This is a genomic window from Roseomonas sp. CECT 9278 (genome assembly GCF_918698155.1).
Taxonomy (GTDB): domain Bacteria; phylum Pseudomonadota; class Alphaproteobacteria; order Acetobacterales; family Acetobacteraceae; genus Neoroseomonas.
The window spans coordinates 21,026-42,205 of sequence record NZ_CAKKLX010000012.1 but is presented as its reverse complement, the minus strand read 5'-3'; the positions used below and the strand labels follow the sequence as shown (position 1 = coordinate 42,205).

The following is a 21,180-nucleotide window of genomic DNA, read 5'->3' as shown; positions in this document are numbered from 1 at the left end:
GCGGTCGCGAAGGGGCCCTGAGCGCGCGGGCGCAGCGGCCGGTCGCGCGCGGGTCGCGCGGTGCGAACAGGCCTGCCGGCGGTCGGGCCGTCGGCGGCTACCAGCGCCGATAGCCGCGGTCGTGCCGGTAGGCGTAGCGGTCGTGCCGGTAGCCACCGTGGCGGCGGTCATAGCCACGGCCCCGGTAGTAGTGGTCGTTGTTGCTGGTGCGGTTGTTGTTGTTGGCCGCGATGGCGGCAAGCCCGACCACCGCCGCCGCGCCGAGCCCCAGCGCCGCCGTGCCGGCATAGTCCGGCGAGCCGTCGTAGTTGGTGCAGGCGCCGAGCGCGAGGCTGGCGGAAAGGGCGATGGCGGGGAGCAGGCGCATGGTGCAGGTCCTCCTGGCATCCAGCACATTGCCTGGCGTCCATGTTGGCGTTGCGGCGCCATTGCGGCGCCACGCCTTAATCAGCCCTGCGCGCCGGAGAAGGCGTTGAAGGTCTGCAGCGTATAGGTGTCCTTCACACCCGCGACGGTCTGGATGCGCTCGACCACGAACAGGCCGATGTCCCGGTCGGCGGCGAGGTAGAACTTGCCCAGCAGGTCGTACTGGCCGGAGACGGAGTGCATCTCCGACAGTTCCTCGATGCCGTCGGCCATTTCGCGGGCCACGCGATAGGCCTGGCCCATCTCGCATTTGATCATGACGAATATCGCGCGCATGGGTGCTTCTCCGGGCGCCTGCGGTCCGGGCGCTTCGCCGGGCGATAGCAGCACATGGCGAAGGCGCCGGATACCGCGCCGGGGGCGGTGGCGGCGCCGCCCGGACCCGGCCGGCCACGGCAAGGTTCCGCTTCATGCCCGCCGCGGATGCTGCAAGGATGGTCTTGCCCAAGCCTTGGGCAGTCTCTGCGCGCAGCCCGGAGTCGCAGTCCCGAAAGGACCGGCATGACAGTTGCTAGCCCCGATGACATGACCGAATTCACCCAGGCGCCCGACCGCGGCGGACCCGCGCAGCCGCTGCTCGAGGTCACGGGCCTCGTGAAGCATTTCCCCATCCGTGGCGGGCTGTTGGGCCGCAAGGTCGCCGATGTGCGGGCGGTGGACGGCGTCAGCCTGTCCATCCGCAAGGGCGAGACGCTGGGCATCGTGGGGGAATCCGGCTGCGGGAAATCCACCACCGCGCGGCTGCTGATGCGCCTGCTCGACCCCGATGCGGGGGAGATGGTGTTCGATGGCGAGAAGGTGGGCGCCAATGACCAGGCCGGCGGCCTGCCGATCCGCGACTATCGCCGCCAGGTGCAGATGGTGTTCCAGGATTCCTACGCGTCGCTGAACCCGCGCCTGACGATCGAGGAGACGATCGCCTTCGCCCCCAAGGTGCATGGCGTGTCGGCGCATGAGGCGCGGGAGCGGTCGCATGACCTGCTGGAGGCGGTGGGCCTGGCGCCGGGGCAATTCGCGCGGCGCTATCCGCATGAATTGTCCGGCGGGCAGCGCCAGCGCATCAACATCGCCCGCGCGCTGGCCCTGCAGCCGCGGCTGGTGATCCTGGACGAACCTGTCAGCGCGCTCGACAAATCCGTGGAGGCGCAGGTGCTGAACCTGCTGGTGGATCTGAAGGACAAGTTCGGCCTGACCTATGCCTTCATCAGCCACGACCTGAACGTGGTGCAGTACATCAGCGACCGCGTGCTGGTGATGTACCTGGGCAAGGTGGCCGAGCAAGGGCCGGTCGAGGAGATCTATGACCGCCCGGCGCACCCCTATACGCGCGCGCTGCTGGCCTCGCGCCCGTCGATGGACCCGGCGCGGCGGCGCACGGAACCGCCGCTGACCGGCGACCCGCCCAACCCGGTCAACCCGCCCTCCGGCTGCCGCTTTCGCACGCGCTGCGTGATGGCCGAGGGCCTCTGCGCCGAGCGCGAGCCGCCGCCGACCGCGCTGACCCCTGGGCACGAGGCCGCCTGCCATGCGGTGATCCCCGGCAGCGGCCACAGCGCGGCGCCGAGGATCGCGGCATGAGCGCGGCGCTGAAGCCGGACGCCGCGCAGCCGCTGGTGCGCGCACGCGACCTGTCGGTGCTGTTCAAGACCCGCGACCGCACCGTGCATGCGGTGAACGGCGTGGACCTGGACCTGGCGCAGGGCGAGGTGCTGTGCCTGCTGGGGGAATCCGGGTCGGGCAAGTCGGTCACGCTGCGCGCGCTGATGAAGCTGCTGCCCAGGCAGGCCAAGGTGGGCGGCAGCATCGAGGTGGCCGGGCGCGACGTGCAGGCCATGAGCGAGAGCCAGCTGTCGGAGTTCCGCGGCGGCGATGTCGCGATGATCTTCCAGGAGCCGATGACCGCGCTCGACCCGGTCTTCACCATCGGCCGGCAGATCGCCGAGGCGGTGCAGCGGCACGAGGGCGTGTCGCGATCGGCCGCCGATGCGCGCGCGCTGGAATTGCTGGAACTGGTGCAGATTCCCTCGGCCAAGCGGCGGCTGGCGGCCTACCCGCATGAGTTGTCCGGCGGGTTGCGGCAACGCGCCATGATTGCAGTGGCGCTGGCCTGCAAGCCGAAGCTGCTGCTGGCGGATGAGCCGACCACCGCGCTGGATGCCACGGTGCAGATTCAGGTGCTGCTGCTGCTGCGCGAATTGCAGGAACGGCTCGGCATGGGCGTGATTTTCGTGACGCATGACCTGGGCGTGGCCGGGGAGATCGCCGACCGCGTCGCCGTGATGTATGCGGGGCGGGTGGTCGAGGAAGGCGCGGTCGGCCCCTTCATGGGCGGCCCGCTGCATCCCTATGCCCAGGGGCTGCTGGGCGCGACGGTGCATCCGGGCATGCGCGGCAAGCGCCTGACCACCATTCCCGGCGCGCCGCCCAGCCTGGAGACCGCGCCGACCACCTGCGCCTTCGCACCGCGCTGCACGCTGGCCGAGCCGGCCTGCCTGCAGGGCGTGCCGCCGCCGCGCCCGGCGGGTCCGGGGCGGATGACGCGCTGCATCAAGGTGGCGGTGGCGTGAGTCTCGGGCGGCGGCCTTGCCGAAATCCGGCGGCGCCGTCACATAGGCGTGACGGCGAAGTGGGATCCCCATGCGGACGATAACCCAATTGGCTGTGCTGGCCGTGATCGGCGGGGCCGGCGCGGCCTGGCACTTCCATGGCGACAAGGTCGGCCTGAAGCCGCCGCTCGAGATGCTCGGCCTGCAGGCGCCGCCGGCGCAGGGCGGTGGGCGCGGCGGCGGGCCGGGCGGGCCGGTCGGCGTGATCGTGCAGCCGGTGCGCGTGGCGCAGGTGGTCGACAAGGTCGAGAGCGTGGGCACCGTGCGTGCGCGCGAGGCGGTGACCATCACCTCCAAGGTCGCCGGCATCGTCGAGACGATCGGCTTCACCGAAGGGCAGCTGGTGGCGGCGCAGTCCACGCTCGTGCAGCTCGATGCCGCGGCGCTGCGGGCCGAGCTCGACCAGGCGCGGGCGCTGCTGGACGATGCGCGCAACCAGCTGGTGCGGGCGCGGCAGTTGCAGGCGGGGCAGACCATCGCGGCGCAGCGGCTTGAGACGCTGGAGGCGCTGGCGCGCCAGTCCGAGGGCCGGGTGCGCCAGGCCGAGGCGCGGCTCGAGGAATTGCGCGTGACGGCGCCCTTCGCCGGGCGGGTCGGGCTGCGCCAGGTCAGCCCCGGCGCGCTGATCCAGCCGGGCACGGTCATCACCACGCTGGACGACACGGCGCGGGTGCGCGTGGAATTCTCGGTGCCCGAGGTGCATCTGGCGCGCATCCGGGTGGGCAGCGGGGTGACGGCGCGCAGCATCGCCTATGGCGACCGGCGCTTCCGCGGCACCGTCGCGGTGATCGACACGCGCATCGACCCCGCCACGCGGTCGGTGCGCGTCATCAGCGAATTCGACAATGCCGACGAGGCGCTGCGCCCCGGCCTGTTCCTGACCGTGGAACTGGTGCTGGAGGAACGCGAGCGTGCGCTGCTGGTGGCCGAGGAAGCGATCGACCCGGTCGGCGACCGCGCCTTCGTCTTCGTGGTGCGCGACGGGCGCGCGCGGCGGCAGGAAGTGCGCCTGGGGCTGCGCCTGCCCGGCGAGGTCGAGATCCGCGAAGGGCTGAACGCAGGCGAACCCGTGGTGGTGCGCGGCATCCAGCGGCTGCGCAACGACCTGCCGGTGCGCGTGGTCGAGACCCTGACACGACCGACGAGCTGACACGCCATGGTTCTCTCCGACGTCTCGATCAAGCGGCCGGTCTTCGCGACCGTCATCTCGCTGCTGCTGACGGTGCTTGGCCTGTTCGCGCTGCAGCGCATGCCGATCCGCGAATACCCGGCGATCGACCCGCCCATCATCCAGATCACCACCACCTATCGCGGTGCGTCGGCCCCCGTGGTGGACAGCCAGATCACCGAGATCCTGGAAGGGGCGGTGGCGGGCGTCGAGGGCATCAAGGTGATGTCGTCGCAGTCGCGCGACGAGCGCAGCCAGATCACCATGGAATTCCTGCTGTCGCGCAACGTGGACAGCGCGGCGAATGACGTGCGCGACCGGGTGGCGCGCGCGCTGGCGCGGCTGCCGGAGCAGGCGGATACGCCGGTGGTGGCCAAGGTGGACGGTGACAGCCGGCCGATCCTGTGGATCGCGCTGGCGTCGGACCGGCTGACGCCGCTCGACCTGACCGACATCGCGCGGCGGCGGATCGTCGATCGGCTCGCGATCGTGGAAGGGGTGGCGCAGGTCATCATCTCCGGCGAGCGGCGCTTCGCCATGCGGGTGTGGATCGACCGCCAGGCGCTGGCGGCGCGCAACCTGACCGTGCAGGACGTCGAGGACGCGATCCGGCGCGAGAATGTGGAGCTGCCCGGCGGGCGCATCGAGAGCACGCAGCGCGAGCTGACCGTGCGCACCGACAGCCGCATGAGCCGGCCCGAGCAGTTCCGCGAGATTGTCGTCACGCGCGCGGCGACCGGCGCGCAGGTCCTGCTGGGCGAGGTGGCGCGCATCGAGATCGGCCCCGAGGACAATCGCGGTGCCTATCGCATCAACGGGCGGCCGGCGATCGGCCTGGGCATCCTGCGGCAATCCACCGCCAATACGCTGTCGGTCGCCAATGGCGTGAAGGCGGAGATGGAGCGCATCCGCCCGACGCTGCCCGAGGGCATCGACGTCATCACCGGCTATGACGAGAGCCTGTTCATCAGCCAGTCGATCTACGAGGTCGAGCATGCGCTGATGATCGCCCTCGCGCTGGTGGTGGGGGTGATCTTCCTGTTCCTGCGATCGGTGCGCGCCACCATCATTCCCGCCGTCGCGATCCCGGTGTCGATCATCGCGTCCTTCATCGCGACGGCCGCGCTCGGCTTCTCGGTGAACGTGCTGACGCTGCTGGGGCTGGTGCTGGCGATCGGCCTGGTGGTGGACGACGCGATCGTGGTGCTGGAGAACATCCATCGCCGCATCGAGGAAGGCGAGGACCCGCTGCTGGCATCGCTGCTGGGGGCGCGGGAGATCGCCTTCGCGGTGATCGCCACCACCCTGGTGCTGGTCGCGGTCTTCGTGCCGCTGTCCTTCATGGGCGGCAATACCGGGCGGCTGTTCACGGAATTCGGGCTGGCGCTGGCGGCATCGGTGCTGTTCTCCGGGCTGATCGCGCTGACGCTGACGCCCATGATGTGTTCGAAGCTGCTGAAGGCGCATGAGGGCGAGAGCTGGCTGATCCGCAAGACGGAGCCCGCCTTCCTGGCGCTGAACGGGTCGCTGCGCTGGACGCTCGATCGCGCGCTGCGCGCGCCGCTGCTGGTGCTGGGCGGGTCGGCGCTGCTGTCGGCCTTCGCGGTGGTATTGTATGCGGCACTGCCGAAGGAATTCGCGCCGACCGAGGATCGTGGCGTGGTCATCATCCCGACCACAGGGCCGGAGGGCGCGTCCTTCGGCTACACCATGGAACACGTGATCCAGATCGAGCGCCTGCTGCAGCGCTATGTCGACAGCGGCGAGGCGGCGGCGGTGTTCGCCACGGTGGGCGGCTTCCAGCGCCCGGCGGTGGGCAATGTGGCGAACATCTTCATCCGCCTGGCCCCCTGGGCGGAGCGCAGCCGCAAGCAGCAGGCGATCGCCGCCGAGGTCTTCCCGGTCATCGCGCAGATCCCGGGCGTGCGCGGCTTCGCGCTGAACCCGCCATCGCTGGGCGCGCGCGGCTTCCAGCCGCCGGTGCAGTTCGTGATCGGCGGGCCGGACTACGACACGCTGATCAATTGGCGGGACCGGTTCCTGGCGCGCGCGCGGGAGAACCCGCGGCTGCTGAACCTCGACCACAACTTCAAGGAGACGAAGCCCGAGGTGCGGGTCGAGATCGACCGGCGCAAGGCAGCGGACCTTGGTGTGTCGATCGCCGCGGTGGGGCGCACCATCGAGACGATGATGGGATCGCGCGAGGTCACGACCTATGTGGTGGGCGGGCAGGAGTACAAGGTGCTGCTGCAGGCGCCCGAGGAAGCGCGACTGTCGCCCTATGACCTGCAGAACGTGTTCGTGCGTACGGCGTCGGGCGGGCTCGTGCCGCTGTCCAACATCGTGACGCTGAGCGAGCGCGCGCGCGCGCAGACCCTGTCGCGCGAGGACCGGGTGCGGGCCATCACCATCACGGCCTCCCTCGCGCCGGGCTATTCGCTGGGCGATGCGCTGGCCTACCTCGATGACGTGGCGCGCGAGATCCTGCCGGGCGAGGCACGCATTTCCTATCGCGGGCAGTCGCTGGAGTTCCGCGAATCCTCGGGCGCGCTGTACCTGACCTTCGCGATGGCGCTGCTGGTGGTGTTCCTGGTGCTGGCGGCGCAGTTCGAGAGCTTCATCCACCCCTTCATCATCCTGCTGTCCACGCCGCTGGCCATCACCGGCGGGCTGCTGGCGCTGTGGTGGACGGGGTCGTCGCTGAATGTGTTCAGCCAGATCGGCATGATCCTGCTGATCGGGCTGATGGCGAAGAACGGCATCCTGGTGGTGGAATTCGCCAACCAACTGCGCGACCGTGGCATGAGCGTGCGCGATGCGGTGCTGGAAGCCTCGGTGGTGCGGCTGCGGCCGATCCTGATGACGTCGATCGCCACCGTGCTGGGCGCGGTGCCGCTGGCGATGGCGACCGGCGCGGGGGCGGAAAGCCGCCAGGCGCTGGGCGTGGTGATCGTGGGCGGCATCACGCTGTCCACCTTCGTCACGCTGTATGCGGTGCCGGCGCTGTATCTGCTGCTGGCGCCCTACACCAAGCCGATCGGGGCGATCGCGTCGAAGCTTGCCGCGCTGGAATCGAATCGTGGCAAGGGGCATGGGCCGCAGCCTGCTGAGTGATGCCGCGGGCTGGACGGCGGCGGCTGTCGTCCATCGCGCATTTTCCGCACGGCCAGGCGATTCCGCCTGGGAAGGAAATGCTCTAGCCTCCCGCCCATGCTGACACGGCTTCGGGAAGGATCGCCGCATGACTGAAGGACGTCGCGCCATTGCGGGGCGCACGGGGGGGAAGCTGCTGGCCGATGCGCTGGTGGCCCAGGGTGCGACGCATGTCTTCTGCGTGCCGGGCGAATCCTACCTGGATCTGCTGGATGGGCTTTATGCGGTGCGCAATCGGCTGCAGTTGGTCACCTGCCGCTTCGAGGCCGGTGCGGTCCATATGGCGGAAGCGCATGGCAAGCTGACCGGGCGGCCTGGTGTCGCCATCGTCACGCGCGGCCCTGGCGCCTGCCATGCCGCGATCGGCGTGCATGTGGCCTTCCAGGATTCGACTCCGCTGGTGCTGCTGGTCGGCCAGATACCGGTCGAGGAGACCGATCGCGAGACCTTCCAGGAGGTCGACTACCGCCAAATGTTCGGCCCGCTGGCCAAGTGGGTCACGCAGATCGACGACGAGAAGCGCATCCCGGAACTGATGGCGCATGCCTTCGATGTCGCGACCTCGGGCCGGCCTGGCCCGGTGGTGGTGGCGATCAGCGAGGAGATGCAGAAGCGCCTGGCCGCGGTGCCCGATATCGGCCCGGCCGAGGTGCTGCCCCCGCACCCCGCGCCCGATGCGCTGCCGCGCGTGATGAAGATGCTGGCGGCGGCGACCAAGCCGCTGGTGGTGCTGGGCGGGTCGCGCTGGACGGACCAGGGCCGCGCCGATATCCGCGACTGGCTGCTGGCGAATGACCTGCCGGTGTCGGTGGCCTTCCGCCGCATGGGGCTGTTCGACGGCACCAGCGAGAACTACGTGGGCGACCTTGGCGTCGGGGCCGATGCCGGGCTGGTGGCGAAAGCCAAGGAGGCCGACCTGATCCTGGCGATCGGCACGCGCATCGGCGAGCCGGTCAGCCAGGGCTACACGCTGCTCGACATGGCGGGCGCCACGCCGATCATCCATGTCTATCCCGACCAGGCGGAGATCGGGCGCGTCTATCGCCCCGCCCTCGGCATCGTGTCGGAGCTGAATGCCTTCGCCGCGGCGGCCAAGGCGGCCGGCGCCGTGAAGAAGCCGGCCTGGGGCGCCTGGACGAAGGAACTGCGCGGGCTGCGCGTGGCGCAGGCGAAGCCGCAGGACTACGAAGGGCCGCTCAACCTCGCGACCGCGCTGCAGGCGCTCGAGAAGGAACTGCCGAAGGACACGATCTTCACCACCGATGCCGGCAATTTCGCGACCTGGCCCAACCGCTTCATGCACTTCAGCGAGAAGCAGGATTTCCTCGGGCCGACGAACGGCGCGATGGGCTATGCGGTGCCGGCGGCGATCGGGGCGAAGATCACCCACCCGGATCGCGCGGTGATCGGCTTCGTCGGCGATGGCGGATTCCTGATGACGGGGCAGGAGATCGCGACGGCGTTCCACCATGCGGTGAACCCGGTGATCCTGGTGTTCAACAACCAGATGTACGGCACCATCCGCATGTACCAGGAACGCGCCTATCCGGCGCGCGTGTCGGGCACCGCGCTGACCAACCCGGACTTCGCCAAGTTCATCGAGGCCTTCGGCGGCCATGGCGAGATCGTGGAGACGACCGAGCAGTTCGTGCCCGCGGTGAAGCGCGCGCTGGCCTCGGGCAAGCCCGCGGTGGTCGAGGTCCGCACCAACCCCGAGCAGGTGACCAACCGCGCCACCATCGCCGACCTGCGCGCGCAGGCGGCCAAGGCGGCGGGGGTGGCCGCACCGGTGCCCGCGCAGGCGGCGCGCACGCCGGCGCCTCGGCGCACCGGGCCGCGGCCGCGCTGAGACGGCCGCTTCGCAGCGCGGTGCGGTGCGGCGCGCAGCACCGGCGTGGCGGCTGCGCGCGAAACCCCGGCGCTCAGCCGCCGCGGATGTCGCGCAGCACCTCCTCCGCCGTGCGCATCGCGGCGATCGCGGCGGGGAAGCCGGCATAGGCGCAGGCATGGGTGATGACCTCCGCGATCTCGGCTTCGGTGCAGCCATTGTTGATGGCACCCACCAGGTGGCCGCGCAGTTCGTGATGCTGGCTGAGTGCGACCAGCATGCCGATCGTGACCATGGATCGCTCGCGCCGCGTCAACGTGTCGCGCGTCCACAACGACGCGTAGGGGAATTCCTCCGACAGATGCCGCAGCGCCTGGTTCAGCGGCGTGGTGGAGGCATCGCGCTTCGCCATGTAGGCATCGCCCAGCACTTCGCGCATCGCGGCGCGGCCGGTGGTGCGAAGGGCATCGTGGGCGGTCTCGTCGGTCATGCGGGGTCCTCCTGCGGGCAGCATAGGCGCGGCGGGCGGCCATGACGAAGACGCTGCTGGTGGTGTTCCATTCGACCACCGGCGGCACGGCCGCGATGGCGCAGGCGGCGGCGCAGGCGGCGGCCGGGCAGGGCGTGCGCGTGCGGCTGCTGCCTGCGGGCGCGGCTGGGCCTGACGATGTGCAGGGCGCCGATGGCTGCATCTTCGCGACACCGGAGACGCTCGCCGCGATCGCCGGGCCGATGAAGGATTTCTTCGATCGCTGCTACTACGCCGTGCTCGGGCGGATCGAGGGGCGGCCCTATGCGCTGATGGTCTGCGCGGGGTCGGACGGGACCAACGCCGCGCGGCAGGTGGCGCGCATCGCGACAGGCTGGCGGCTGCGCGCGGTGGCGCAGCCGCTGATCGTCTGCACCCGCGCGCAGACGCCGGAGCAGATCCTGGCGCCGAAGGTGATCGGCGTGCAGGACCTCGCGCGCTGTGCCGAACTTGGTGCGACGCTGGCGGCGGGCATGGAGATCGGCGCCTTCTGAATTGCCGCGCGGCGGCGAAGCCGGCACAGTCGCGCGGACCCCGATACGGAGACGCACGAGCATGACGCAGTGGCGCTGGATGCTGGGCGGCGCGATCGCCGCGGTGATGGGCGGGCAGGCCGCGCTGGCGCAGGCGCCGCAGCCGCGGGTGTTCCGCATGGCGACCAGCGTGGATGCCGCCACGCTCGACCCGCATGCGACCAATGCGCTGTTCACCTTCCTGGTGGTGCACCAGGTCTATGAAGGCCTGACCTGGCGCGGCGACGACCTGAAGGTGCATCCGGGCCTGGCGCTGCGCTGGGAACAGGTGGAACCGACGCGCTGGCGCTTCCACCTGCGCCCGGGCGTGCGCTTCGCCGGCGGCGAGGCCTTCGAGGCCGATGACGTCGTGTTCAGCATCCAGCGCGCGCTGGCGCCGACCTCGAACTACGGGATCTTCGTCGATACGGTGGTCTCGGCCGAGGCGCGCGACGCGCAGACGGTGGAGATCGTCACGCGCGTGCCCGACCCGGTCGTGCCCGACAAGATGACGCGCATCATGATCATGGATCGCGGCTGGTCCGAGGCGAACCGCGCGACCATCCCGCAGAATTTCGCACAGCGGGAGGAGACCTTCACCGTCCGCAACGCGAACGGCACCGGCCCCTTCGTGATCCGGTCGCGCGAGGTGGACCAGCGCACCGTCATGGCGCGCAACCCGGCCTGGTGGGGTGCGGGGTCCGCGGGCGGCAACGTGAGCGAATACCACCACATCACGCTGACCTCGGACGCGACGCGCATCGCGGCCCTGCTCTCGGGCGAGGTCGACATGGTGCATGTGGTGCCGGTGCAGGATGTCGCGCGCATCCAGCGCAACCCGCGCCTGCGCGTTCTGGAGGGGCAGGAGAACCGGACCGTGTGGCTCGGCATGCGCCAGGATCTCGAGGAACTGGCCGGCAGCGACGTGCGCGGGCGCAACCCCTTTCGCGACCTGCGGGTCCGCCAGGCGATGGCGCATGCGCTGGACCTCGATGCGCTGCGGCGGACCACGCTGCGCGGGCAGGGCGTGCCCACAGGCAGCATGTGGACGCAATACGTGAATGGCTGGTCGCAGGATGCCGATACGCGCACGCCCTACAACCCCGACCGCGCGCGTGCGCTGCTGGCCGAGGCCGGGTATCCGAACGGCTTCTCGGTGCCCTTCGAATGCCCGACCGGCACCTATGACGAGGCCTGCCAGGCGGTGGCGGGGATGCTGGCGCGCGTCGGCATCCGCGCGACGCTGACCATCCAGCCGAATGCGGTCTTCTCGCAGCGTGTCCGGCGGCAGGAGCCGATGCTCTATGGCCTGTCCTGGGGCGTGCCGACCTTCGATGCCAGCTATACGCTGCGCGCCGTCATGGCGTCGCGCAGCGTCGGCGGCGCGGCCACCTGGAATGCCGGGGGCTGGAGCAATGCGGAATTCGACGCGCTGCTGCCGCGCATCGATTCCGAACAGGACCCCGAGGCGCGGCGCGGCCTGATCCGCCAGGCGCATGCGCTGCACAATGCGCAGCTCGGGCACATCCCGATGTACCACATGATGATCCCCTGGGCGCATCGTACCGGCGTGACTGTGGCACATCGCGCCGACAACCAGGTGCAGGTGCGTGAGATCAGGCTCGACTGACGCGGTCGGCGGCGCGCGACGTCAGGGCGCGCGCCAGCCGATCCAATCCACCATGCCCTGGCCCATCACGCGCTCCAGCTGCGGGCCCTGCAGCCAGGGCAGTTCCTCGGTGAACAGCGTGATGCACTGGCGCCAGGAACACGGCATGCGGGTGATGTCGGTGCCCCAGAAGAATCGGTCCGGGCCGAAGGCGTCGTACAGGCGATGCAGCCCGTCATGGATGTCGCGGAAGGGGTAGGGCAGCAGGGAATGGCACGGCGCGCCGGTCGCCTTCAGCGCGACATTCGGCAATCGCGCCAGCGCGCAGGCGGCGTCGATATCCGCGAAGGCCTCGGCGCCCTTGCCGCTGCGCTTCACGCCGCAATGGTCGATGATCAGGCGCAGGTTGGGGTGTCTCTCGGCGATGCGCGTGAGCTCGGGCAGGAAGCGCCAGGCCAGCGTGGCGACCGGCAGGCCGGCCTCCTCGGCCGCGGGCCATAGCCAGTCCATGGTGCCGTCGAAGGGCCAGGATTGCTGGTCGGCGCGCACCAGCGGATAGCGCAGGCCGCATTGGCCGGGGCGCTCGCGCCACGTGGCGAGCAGCGGGCGGCTGGTCGCGGGCTGGTCCAGCGGCACCTGGCCCAGGATGCACAGGCGCTGCGGGTGGCGTGCGGCGGCGGCCTCGCACAGCGCGTTCGCGCCGAGGTCCCAGGAGACCGGTGGATGCAGCACGGCGGCGTCGACGCCGGCCGCGTCCATTTCCACGAGCAGTTCATCCACCGTGAAGGATGACACCTGGCGGTGGTCGCCCGAGGGCGTGCCGCTGCCCCAGATATGCACCTGCGCGTCGATGATCCGCATGCTCACGCTCCCGGCAGCTTCATGGAGGAGAACCGCGTGTCGAGGTGCTCGACCTCGAAATGGCCCATATCGGTGCCGAAGGACTTGTAGATCGGGAAGGTCTTCATCACGCCGAGCGTGGCGGCGCTTTCGAGCGGCGAGATGAAGCTGCTGTCGAGGTCGAGGTAATGCGCCTGGCGCGACCAATGCGCGAGCTGCTGGGCGGTCAGGGCGTAGAAGCCGCTATGCGGATTGGCGGCGCGGCGGAAGGCCAGCGCCGGGCGGCCCGGAACCGGCCGGTGCAGGAAGGCTTCGTCGGGCAGGGCATCCACCCACTGCGCGATGGCGCCGGGCCGCAGATCCCCGTCGATCCAGGTTTTCAGCGTGGGGCCGGCGGCGTTCCATTCGAAGCGGTTGGGCGCCAGCACGCGCTTCCAGCCGAAGCAGTCCTGGAAGGCCATGAGCTTGTCGATGAAGCCCGGGTCGCCGACGCGCAGGTCGTCCTCGGAGTAGCAGAACAGGTCGTAGCTGTTGCGCGCTTCGGCAAAGACCTTCTGCGCGGCGAAGCCCAGCATGCGCGGGTTGTCCACCTGCACCTTGATGTGGCGCACGCCGCGCGCCTTGGCGTGCGCGTCATCCAGCAGGTGGTCGCTGCCATTGGTGATGACGGCGATGTCGAGCCCATCGACGCTGCCGCGCAGCCGGTCGAAGCGCTTCGTCTCGATGTTGATGGCGGTGGCGGGGCCGAAGGTGCCGCGCCAGGAATCGATCACGCCGCGCAGCACGGCGGCGCGCTGGTCGCGGCGATGCGCGTCGGTCGAGGAATGCGTCGAGCGTTCCTCGGCCCGGAAGAAATGGACGATGGCGAGCAGGACGCGCATCAGCGGCCCACCGCGTAGCCCTGCATGCCGCGCGGATTGGCGCCGGCGCGGATGGTGCCGTCGGCCTCGCGCCGCGCGCCGGTGAGGCGGCCTTCGGACCATTCGCCGCCCATCTCGGCGGCATGGCCGCGGGCGATCAGGTCGGCCAGGACCTCCGGCGCGTAGCGGCCCTCGATGACCGCCTTGCCGGGCTTGGCACCGCGCGGCCAGAAGCTGCTGATCCAGTGTTCCGAATGGAAGGCGGGCAGGTCGATCGCCTGCTGGATGTTGAAGCCGTGATGCATCATGCGCAGCAGCATGATGGCCTGCCACTGGTCCTGCTGCTCGCCGCCCGGCGTGCCGAAGGACATCCAGGGCTTGCCCTCGCGCAGCACCATCGAGGGCGAGAGCGTGGTGCGCGGCCGCTTGCCCGGCTGCAGGCCGTTGGGCAGCGACTGATCCAGCCAGAACATCTGGCAGCGCGACCCCAGGCAGAAGCCGAGCTCCGGGATGGCCGGCGAGGATTGCAGCCAGCCGGCCGATGGCGTGGCGCTGACCATGTTGCCGTGGCGGTCGATCACATCGACGTGGCAGGTGTCGCCGCCCGCGGCACCCAGGCGCGAGACGGTCGGTTCGCCCGAGCCCATCGCGGCGGCGAGGTCCTGCGCGCGGCGCAGCGCGGCGGCGTAGTCGGTGCGCGCTTCGCGGCCATCGGGGCTGCCGGGGCGGAAGGCGTTGTTCGCCTGCGCGCCGATCAGCGCGCGGCGGGCATCGGTGTAGGCGGGCGACAGCAGCGTCGCCATCGGCACGTCGGTGAAGGCCGGGTCGCCGTAGAAGGCCTCGCGGTCGGCGAAGGCGAGCTTCATCGATTCCAGCACATGGTGGATGAATTCGGCGCCGAGCGGGTCCATGGCCGCGACATCGAAGCCCGCCATCAGCGCCATGGTCTGCAGCATGGCGGGGCCCTGGCTCCAGGGGCCGCATTTCAGGATGGTGTGGCCGTGGGTGTCGTAGGTCAGCGGCGCCTCGATCGTCGCGGACCAGCGGGCCAGGTCGTCGGCGGTGATGACGCCGCGGTGGCGCTGGCCGGAGGTGTCCATCGCCTCGGTCGTGGCGGCGAACCTGCCGATCGCCTCGGCGACGAAGCCGCGATACCAGGCGTTGCGGGCGGCATCGACCTGCGCTTCGCGGCCGCTGACCGCTTCGGCTTCGCGCACCACGCGGTCGTAGGTATCGGCCAGCACGGGGTTGGCATACAGGCCGTTCGGCTCCGGCCCGCCATCGCGCAGCCACAGCGCGGCCGAGGTCGGCCATTCGGATTCGAACAGCGGGCGCACGCTCTCGATGGTGGCGCGCACGCGCGGGACCATCGGCGCGCCGTGCCGCGCATAGCCGATGGCGTAGGACAGCACGTCGCGCACCGACCAGGTGCCGTGGTCGCGCAGCATCAGCATCCAGGCGTCGAAGGCGCCGGGGATGGGGGTGGCGAGCAGGCCGGTGCCGGGCATGATCTCCGCCCCCAGGCTGCGCATATGCGCGACCGTGAGGCCCGCCGGTGCGGGGCCTTGCCCGCAGATGACCTGCTGCGTGCCGATGCGCGCGCTGTGCAGGATGATCGGGCAGTCGCCGCCCGGGCCGTTCAGGTGCGGTTCGACGATCTGCAGCGCGAAGCCGGCGGCGGCGGCGGCGTCGAAGGCATTGCCGCCGCGTTCCAGCACCGACATGCCGACCTGGCTGGCGATCCAGTGGGTCGAGGCGACGGCGCCGAAGGTGCCGATGATCTCGGGGCGGGTGGTGAACATGCTGGGCGGCTCCTTGGCCGGGAAGCCGATCGTCGCCAGTCGGTCGAAGGGCATCGGCGCGCATCCTTCAGGGCTTGCGTGGAATGTCGTCGCGCAGCACACGGGGCGCGTCAATCCTGCGGGAGCGAAGGCGATGCTGGTGGCTGTCGTGGGCCCGTCCGGGGCGGGCAAGGACACGCTGATGGGCGCCGCGCGGGCACAGCTGGCGGGCGATGCGCGCTTCGTGTTTGTCCAGCGCGCCATCACGCGCCCGGCGGAGGCCGGCGGCGAGGATCATCGCGCGGTGAGCGCGGCGGAATTCGCGGCCGAACGCGCCGCCGGCGGCTTCGCGTTGTGGTGGGCGGCGCATGGGCTGTCCTATGGCATCCCGCGCGGCATCGAGGACGACATGGCGGCCGGGCGCGTGGTGGTGGCGAACCTGTCGCGCGGCGTGCTGGCGCAGGCGGCGACGCGCTACCGGCTGCGGGTGCTGGTGATCACCGCGCCGGTCGCGGTGCTGGCGGCGCGCCTTGCCGCGCGCGGGCGCGAGGCGGCGTCCGACATCGCCGCGCGGCTGGCGCGCGAGGCGGTGCTGCCGGAGGGTCTCGATGTCACCACCGTGATGAACGACGCGACGCCGCAGGACGGCGCGGCGCGGGTGGCGGCCGTGCTCAGCCGCGCAGCGGAAGACGCTCGGCGATCGTGAAGGGCGCGCCCGGCGCGGGCTGGACGAACAGGCTGATGGCGCCGATACGCCGCGGCAGGGCGGGCGCATCGCCCAGGAAGGCGGTGACGGCCGGCATGAGCACGGCCTTCTCGTCCGGTGAGAGCCGCCGCGTCATCGTCACGTGGAAGCGCCATTCCTCGAACACATGGGGGTAGCCCCAGCGGTCGAGATGTGCGCGTTGCGCCGTGTTCAGGCGTTCGGGTCGACGGCGCGCGATCTCGGCGGCGTCGGGCGGGACGCGGTGGTCGTCGAGCGCGATGACGCAGGCATCGGCGAGCGCATGCAGGGCCGGGGAGGGCGTGGTCTCGCGCAAAGCCAGGAAACCGTCGAGGTCGTGGACCGCCAGCGGCGGCAGGTCGAAGGGGGCGATGCGCGCGGCCAAGGCCACGGTCGCTTCGCGCGCAGCCGCGTAGCCGTGGCGCAGGCGAAAGGGCGGCTTCAGCGTGGCGTGCAGGCCATAGCGACGCGGGTCGTCGGTGGCCTGCGCGAGGTCGATGCCATCGACCACGGGCTGCGCCATCGCGGCGCCCGCTTCGGCATCGCGGCCGAGCCAGGCGGAGCCGCGCGCATGCAGCGGGTCGTCGACCGCGGGCGCCCAGTACAGCGCCAGGCGATGGGGCGTCATGCGACGCGCGTGCCCTCGCGCCACACGCGCCGCACCACCGGGATGCCCTGCACGTCGCGCAGCTGCACCAGGTCGGCGCGCAGCCCGGCTTCGAGCCGCCCGCGATCGGGCATATGCGCCATGCGGGCGGGGCGGTCGGTGATCATCGCCACGGCCCGCGGCAGGCTGATGCCGGTGTCCTGCACGGTGCGCCAGGCGGCTTCGACCATCGAGGCCGGCACATAGTCCGACGCGAAGGCATCGGCCGCACCCGCGCGCACCAGGTCGGCGGCGGCGACATTGCCGGAATGGCTGCCGCCGCGCACGATGTTGGGCGCGCCGGCGATGACTTCGACCCCGGCGTCGCGCGCCGCCTGCGCGGCGTCCATGGTGACCGGGAATTCGCTGATGGTGATGCCGTCGGCCAGGTTGGCGCGCACATCGTCGGGCGTGTCGTCGTCATGCGAGGCGAGCGGCAGGGCGCGATGGCGGATGCGGTCGAGCAGCCAGGCGCGCTGCGGGCTGCGGATGCGCTCGCGCTGGTCCAGCAGGAAGGCGATGCGGTCCTGCACCTCGGCCTGGGTCATCTGCGTCTGGCGGATGCGCATGGCGACATAGCGCACCAGGTCGCGGTATTGGCCGACACCCGGCGAATGATCCATCAGGCTGACCATGCGCACCAGCGGGTGGTCGGCCACGGGATCGACGGCGGGCATCATGTCGGGCGCGGGCAATTCGCAGCGCAGGTGCAGGTAGTGGTCGGCGCGCAGCGCGCCGGTGCCGGCCAGCGCGTCGAGGTCCGCCACGCCATCGAGGAAGGTCTGCCCGCGCCCCTGGTCGAAGCCGAGGTCGCCCAGGCACAGCGCATCGAACACGGTTGTCACGCCGGCGGCGGCGCATTGCGCGTCATGCGCGATCATCGCGGAACGCGAGGGCCAGCGGGCGTTCTGCCGCGGCTGCACCTGGCGTTCCAGGTTGTCGGTATGCACATCCACCACGCCGGGGATCAGGTGGTCGCCATCCAGGTCGCGCGCGGTGGCGGCGTGGCTGCGGCCGGCGGCGATCTCGGCGATGCGGCCGTCGCGGATGATCAGTGTGCCGTGGATCACCGCGTCGGGCAGGACGAGGCGTGCGTTGGTCAGGATGGTCTCGGCGGTCATGCGGCGTCCTGCTGGGGGAGCACGTCGTACAGGCGGTCGGCCACCGCCTCGCGCACCTCGGTGTCGTGGAAGATGCCGATGATGGCGCTGCCTTCTGCCTTGGCCTGGCGGATCAGTCCAATGACGACTGCGCGGTTGGCGGCGTCGAGGCTCGCGGTGGGTTCATCCAGCAGCAGCACCGGGTAGTGGGGGGCGAAGCCGCGCGCGAGGTTCACGCGCTGCTGTTCGCCGCCGGAAAAGGTGGCGGGCGGCAATCCGTGCAGGCGGTCGGGCAGGTTCAGCCGGTGCAGCAAGTCGGTCGCGCGCGCGGCGGCGTCCTCGCGTGCCATGCCGCGCGTGATGAGCGGTTCGGCCACGATGTCGCGCGTGGCCACGCGCGGGATGACGCGCAGGAATTGCGAGACATAGCCCATCGTCTCCCGCCGCGCTTCGATGACCTGCTGCGGCGTGGCGGTGGCAAGGTCGAGTTCGCCATTGCGATGGCGCAGCAGGATGCGCCCCCCGCCCGCGCCGTAGTTGCCGTACAGGCAGCGCATCAGCGTGGATTTCCCCGCCCCGGACGGCCCCCACAGCGCCACGCATTCGCCCGCATGCACGGCGAGATCGACACCACCCAGCACCGGTATCCGCACGCCGCCCTGCAGGTGCAGCGTGAAGGCCTTGCCGAGCCCTTCGGTGCGCAGCGCCGCGCTCATGCCGCGAGCACCGAGGAGACGAGCAGCTGCGTATAGGGATGCTGCGGATCGTCCAGCACGCGGTCGGTCAGGCCCTGTTCCACCACTTCCCCCCGGCGCATCACCAGCATGCGGTCGGCCAGCAGCCGCGCGGCCGCGATGTCGTGCGTGACGATCAGCACCGCCAGGCCCAGTTCGCGCGACAGCCCGCGGATCAGGTCGAGCAGGCGCGCCTGCACGGAGACATCCAGCCCGCCGGTCGGTTCGTCCATGAAGACCAGCTTCGGGCGCGTCACCAGCGTGCGGGCGATCTGCAGGCGCTGCTGCATGCCGCCCGAGAAGGTGCGCGGCAGGTCGTCGATGCGCGACGCATCCACCTCGACGCGCTTCAGCCAGTCCAGCGCCTGTTCGCGGATGTTGCCGTAGTGCCGCGCACCGACGGCCATCAGGCGTTCGCCGACATTGCCGCCGGCCGAGACATTCAGCCGCAGCCCGTCGCGCGGGTTCTGGTGGACGAAGCCCCAGTCGGTGCGCATCAGGCGGCGGCGCGCGGCCTCGCCCATCGCGCGCAGGTCCTGGCCCTGCCAGAGCACCGTGCCGGCATCCGGCGCCATCATGCCCGACAGCACGCGCAGCAGCGTGGTCTTGCCGGAGCCGGATTCGCCGACGATCGCCACAACCTCGCCGGCCGAGATGTCGATGGCCACATCGACCAGCGCGGGGATGGCGCCGAAGCGCAGGTCCAGGCCGGTGGCGGTGAGCAGCGCGGTCATTCGGCGGCCGCCTTGTTCGCGCCGGCCTGGCGTTCGCCGCAGTAATCCGTGTCGGAACACACGAACATCCGCCCGCCGGCATCGTCGGTCAGCACCTCATCGAGGTAGCTGTCCGTGCTGCCGCACAATTCGCAGGCGTGGGGTGCGCGGATCGGGCGGAAGGGGTGGTCCTCGAAGTCCAGGCTGCGGACGGACGTGTAGGGCGGGATGGCGTAGATGCGCTTCTCGCGCCCCGCGCCGAACAATTGCAGCGCGGGCATGCGGTCCATCTTGGGGTTGTCGAAGGCGGGGATGGGCGAGGGCGACATCAGGTAGCGCCCGTTCACCATCACCGGGTAGTCGTAGGCCTTGGCGATGTGACCGAGGCGCGCGATGTCCTCGTACAGCCGCACATGCATCAGGCCGTAGTCGGCCAGGGCGTGCAGGCGCTCGGTCTCGGCGCGGCGGGGTTCCAGCTTCGACAGCGGCTCGGGCTGCGGCACCTGGTAGACGATGACCTGGTCCTCGCGCAGCGCGCGCTCGGGGATGCGGTGGCGGGTCTGCACGATGGTGGCGTCCGCCGTGCGCTCGGTGGTGGCGACGCCGGCGACGCGCGTGAAGAACCGGCGGATCGAGATCGCGTTGGTGGTGTCGTCCGAGCCCTGGTCGATCACCTTCAGCACATCGTCCGGGCCAAGGATCGACGCCGTCACCTGGATGCCGCCGGTGCCCCAGCCATAGGGCAGCGGCATCTCGCGCGCGCCGAAGGGGATCTGGTGGCCGGGGATCGCCACCGCCTTGAGGATGGCGCGGCGGATCATCCGCTTCGTGGCGTCGTCCAGGTAGGCGAAGGTGTAGCCGGTCTCGGGCGCGGTCATTCGGCGAGGTCCTGCATCGCGCTGCGGCGGATGGTGCGCAGGTTCTCGAGCTCGCTCTGGAAATCGACGTAGTGCGGCAGCTTCAGGTGCTCGACGAAGCCGGTCGCCTCGATGTTGTCCGAGTGATAGAGCACGAATTCCGCATCCTGCGCGGGCGCGGTCACGTCCTCGCCCAGCTCCTGGGCGCGCAGCGCGCGATCGACCAGCGCCATGCCCATCGCACGCCGTTCGCCATGGCCGAAGACCAGCCCGTAGCCGCGCGTGAATTGTGCCGGTTCGGTGCGGCTGCCGGCGAACTGGTTGACCATCTGGCATTCGGTGATGGCGATGTCGCCGATGTCGATGGCGAAGCCCAGCTCGGGCGGGGTGAAGTCCACCGCGACATGGCCGACGCGGATCTCGCCCACGAAGGGATGGTTGCCGCCATAGCCGCGCTGGGTGGAATAGCCCAGCGCCAGCAGGAAGCCCTCGTCGCCGCGCGCCAGGTTCTGCAGCCGCACCGGGCGCGCGGCGGGGAAGGCGAGGGGCTGGCGCGTCAGGTCGCCGGGCTCGGCATCGTCGGGCACCTCGCGCTGCATCAGCCCCTCGCGGGCCAGCAATTCGGTGACGCGTGGCACCTCGCCGACCGGCGCGCCGGCTTCCGGCGCCGCTTCGCGCGGCGCGCCTTCCGCCGCCAGCGCGAAGTCCAGCAGGCGATGCGTGTAGTCGAAGGTCGGTCCCAGCACCTGGCCGCCGGGCAGGTCCTTGTAGGTGGCGCTGATGCGCCGGCGCAGGCGCATCGCCGCGGTCTCGATGGGGTCCGACGCGCCGAAGCGCACCAGCGTGGTGCGATAGGCGCGCAGCAGGAAGGCGGCCTCGATCAGGTCGCCCTTCGATTGCTTGATGGCGAGCGCCGCGAGGAAGCGGTCGTGGCACGACCCTTCCGCCATCACGCGATCCACCGCCAGGCCCATCTGCTGTTCGATCTGCGCGACGCCCAGCTCGGGCAGCGACGGGTCGCCGCGCCGGGTTTCGTCGAGCCAGGCATGCGCGGCGCTGATCGCCCGCCCGCCGCCCTTGACCGCGACATACAT

At 70.8% G+C, this 21,180-nt stretch carries 20 protein-coding genes; 8 read left to right on the top strand and 12 right to left on the bottom strand.

Annotated elements, in window-relative coordinates; all coding sequences use genetic code 11:
* Positions 1-97: 97 nt before the first annotated feature.
* On the bottom strand, positions 98-367 hold the full coding sequence (locus LQ222_RS10290) for a hypothetical protein (protein ID WP_230166233.1): 270 nt from the start codon (positions 365-367) through the stop codon (positions 98-100).
* Between the two features lie 80 nt (positions 368-447).
* Positions 448-702, bottom strand: coding sequence for an Lrp/AsnC ligand binding domain-containing protein (locus LQ222_RS10285; RefSeq protein ID WP_230166232.1), 255 nt, complete (start codon positions 700-702; stop codon positions 448-450).
* A 249-nt stretch (positions 703-951) separates the two neighbouring features.
* Between LQ222_RS10285 and LQ222_RS10280 the strand changes: the two genes are divergently transcribed.
* The 5 genes from LQ222_RS10280 (at position 952) to LQ222_RS10260 (ending at position 9,202) form a co-directional block, all read left to right on the top strand.
* Positions 952-2,004, top strand: a complete 1,053-nt coding sequence (locus LQ222_RS10280) for an ABC transporter ATP-binding protein (protein WP_230166230.1) — start codon at positions 952-954, stop codon at positions 2,002-2,004.
* Entirely contained in the window at positions 2,001-2,993 is a 993-nt protein-coding gene (locus LQ222_RS10275; RefSeq protein WP_230166228.1) for an ABC transporter ATP-binding protein, read from the top strand. Before LQ222_RS10280 ends, LQ222_RS10275 begins: the two co-directional genes overlap by 4 nt.
* 70 nt (positions 2,994-3,063) lie before the next feature.
* Positions 3,064-4,182 carry an efflux RND transporter periplasmic adaptor subunit gene (locus tag LQ222_RS10270; RefSeq protein WP_230166226.1) on the top strand — a complete coding sequence of 373 codons (1,119 nt, stop codon included), beginning with the start codon at positions 3,064-3,066 and terminating at the stop codon, positions 4,180-4,182.
* A 6-nt stretch (positions 4,183-4,188) separates the two neighbouring features.
* Complete coding sequence (locus LQ222_RS10265) at positions 4,189-7,314, top strand: efflux RND transporter permease subunit (RefSeq protein ID WP_230166224.1); 3,126 nt, start codon at positions 4,189-4,191, stop codon at positions 7,312-7,314.
* A 127-nt stretch (positions 7,315-7,441) separates the two neighbouring features.
* Positions 7,442-9,202, top strand: coding sequence for a thiamine pyrophosphate-dependent enzyme (locus LQ222_RS10260; protein ID WP_230166223.1), 1,761 nt, complete (start codon positions 7,442-7,444; stop codon positions 9,200-9,202).
* Between the two features lie 73 nt (positions 9,203-9,275).
* On the opposite strand, the gene LQ222_RS10255 is transcribed toward LQ222_RS10260, so the two are convergent.
* Positions 9,276-9,671 (bottom strand): carboxymuconolactone decarboxylase family protein, encoded by a 396-nt coding sequence (locus tag LQ222_RS10255; RefSeq protein WP_230166222.1) that lies wholly within the window; start codon positions 9,669-9,671, stop codon positions 9,276-9,278.
* A gap of 41 nt (positions 9,672-9,712) precedes the next feature.
* Between LQ222_RS10255 and LQ222_RS10250 the strand changes: the two genes are divergently transcribed.
* Both LQ222_RS10250 and LQ222_RS10245 read left to right on the top strand, forming a co-directional pair.
* Positions 9,713-10,204, top strand: a complete 492-nt coding sequence (locus tag LQ222_RS10250) for a flavodoxin family protein (RefSeq protein ID WP_230166221.1) — start codon at positions 9,713-9,715, stop codon at positions 10,202-10,204.
* A gap of 61 nt (positions 10,205-10,265) precedes the next feature.
* The gene (locus LQ222_RS10245) at positions 10,266-11,852 is read left to right on the top strand and encodes an ABC transporter substrate-binding protein (protein ID WP_230166220.1); all 1,587 of its coding nucleotides are present in this window, start codon (positions 10,266-10,268) and stop codon (positions 11,850-11,852) included.
* A gap of 21 nt (positions 11,853-11,873) precedes the next feature.
* Here LQ222_RS10245 and LQ222_RS10240 read toward each other — a convergent pair whose 3' ends face one another.
* Genes LQ222_RS10240 through LQ222_RS10230 form a run of 3 tightly spaced genes read right to left on the bottom strand, consistent with a single transcriptional unit; the run spans position 11,874 to position 15,387 of the window.
* On the bottom strand, positions 11,874-12,692 hold the full coding sequence (locus LQ222_RS10240; RefSeq protein ID WP_230166219.1) for an amidohydrolase: 819 nt from the start codon (positions 12,690-12,692) through the stop codon (positions 11,874-11,876).
* 2 nt (positions 12,693-12,694) lie between these two features.
* A complete protein-coding gene (locus LQ222_RS10235) occupies positions 12,695-13,552 on the bottom strand; it encodes a hypothetical protein (RefSeq protein WP_230166218.1) in 858 nt (285 codons plus the stop codon).
* Positions 13,552-15,387, bottom strand: a complete 1,836-nt coding sequence (locus LQ222_RS10230; RefSeq protein WP_308071587.1) for a gamma-glutamyltransferase family protein — start codon at positions 15,385-15,387, stop codon at positions 13,552-13,554. The genes LQ222_RS10235 and LQ222_RS10230 overlap by 1 nt, the downstream gene beginning before the upstream one ends.
* Before the next feature lie 79 nt (positions 15,388-15,466).
* On the opposite strand from LQ222_RS10230, the gene phnN reads away from it, so the two are divergent.
* On the top strand, positions 15,467-16,018 hold the full coding sequence (phnN, locus tag LQ222_RS10225; RefSeq protein WP_230166217.1) for a phosphonate metabolism protein/1,5-bisphosphokinase (PRPP-forming) PhnN: 552 nt from the start codon (positions 15,467-15,469) through the stop codon (positions 16,016-16,018).
* Here the strand turns inward: phnN and LQ222_RS10220 are convergent.
* The 6 genes from LQ222_RS10220 to LQ222_RS10195 are packed head-to-tail and all read right to left on the bottom strand — an operon-like array spanning position 15,984 to position 21,180.
* Positions 15,984-16,664: a DUF1045 domain-containing protein gene (locus tag LQ222_RS10220; protein ID WP_230166215.1), complete on the bottom strand. Its 681-nt coding sequence runs from the start codon at positions 16,662-16,664 to the stop codon at positions 15,984-15,986. The two genes, phnN and LQ222_RS10220, sit on opposite strands and share 35 nt — an antisense overlap.
* A complete protein-coding gene (locus tag LQ222_RS10215) occupies positions 16,661-17,803 on the bottom strand; it encodes an alpha-D-ribose 1-methylphosphonate 5-triphosphate diphosphatase (RefSeq protein WP_230166213.1) in 1,143 nt (380 codons plus the stop codon). Before LQ222_RS10215 ends, LQ222_RS10220 begins: the two co-directional genes overlap by 4 nt.
* A complete protein-coding gene (gene phnL / locus LQ222_RS10210) occupies positions 17,800-18,498 on the bottom strand; it encodes a phosphonate C-P lyase system protein PhnL (RefSeq protein WP_230166211.1) in 699 nt (232 codons plus the stop codon). The genes LQ222_RS10215 and phnL overlap by 4 nt, the downstream gene beginning before the upstream one ends.
* The gene (phnK, locus tag LQ222_RS10205; RefSeq protein ID WP_230166209.1) at positions 18,495-19,250 is read right to left on the bottom strand and encodes a phosphonate C-P lyase system protein PhnK; all 756 of its coding nucleotides are present in this window, start codon (positions 19,248-19,250) and stop codon (positions 18,495-18,497) included. The genes phnL and phnK overlap by 4 nt, the downstream gene beginning before the upstream one ends.
* Positions 19,247-20,107: an alpha-D-ribose 1-methylphosphonate 5-phosphate C-P-lyase PhnJ gene (locus tag LQ222_RS10200; RefSeq protein WP_230166207.1), complete on the bottom strand. Its 861-nt coding sequence runs from the start codon at positions 20,105-20,107 to the stop codon at positions 19,247-19,249. Before LQ222_RS10200 ends, phnK begins: the two co-directional genes overlap by 4 nt.
* Positions 20,104-21,180, bottom strand: a complete 1,077-nt coding sequence (locus LQ222_RS10195; RefSeq protein ID WP_230166205.1) for a carbon-phosphorus lyase complex subunit PhnI — start codon at positions 21,178-21,180, stop codon at positions 20,104-20,106. The genes LQ222_RS10200 and LQ222_RS10195 overlap by 4 nt, the downstream gene beginning before the upstream one ends.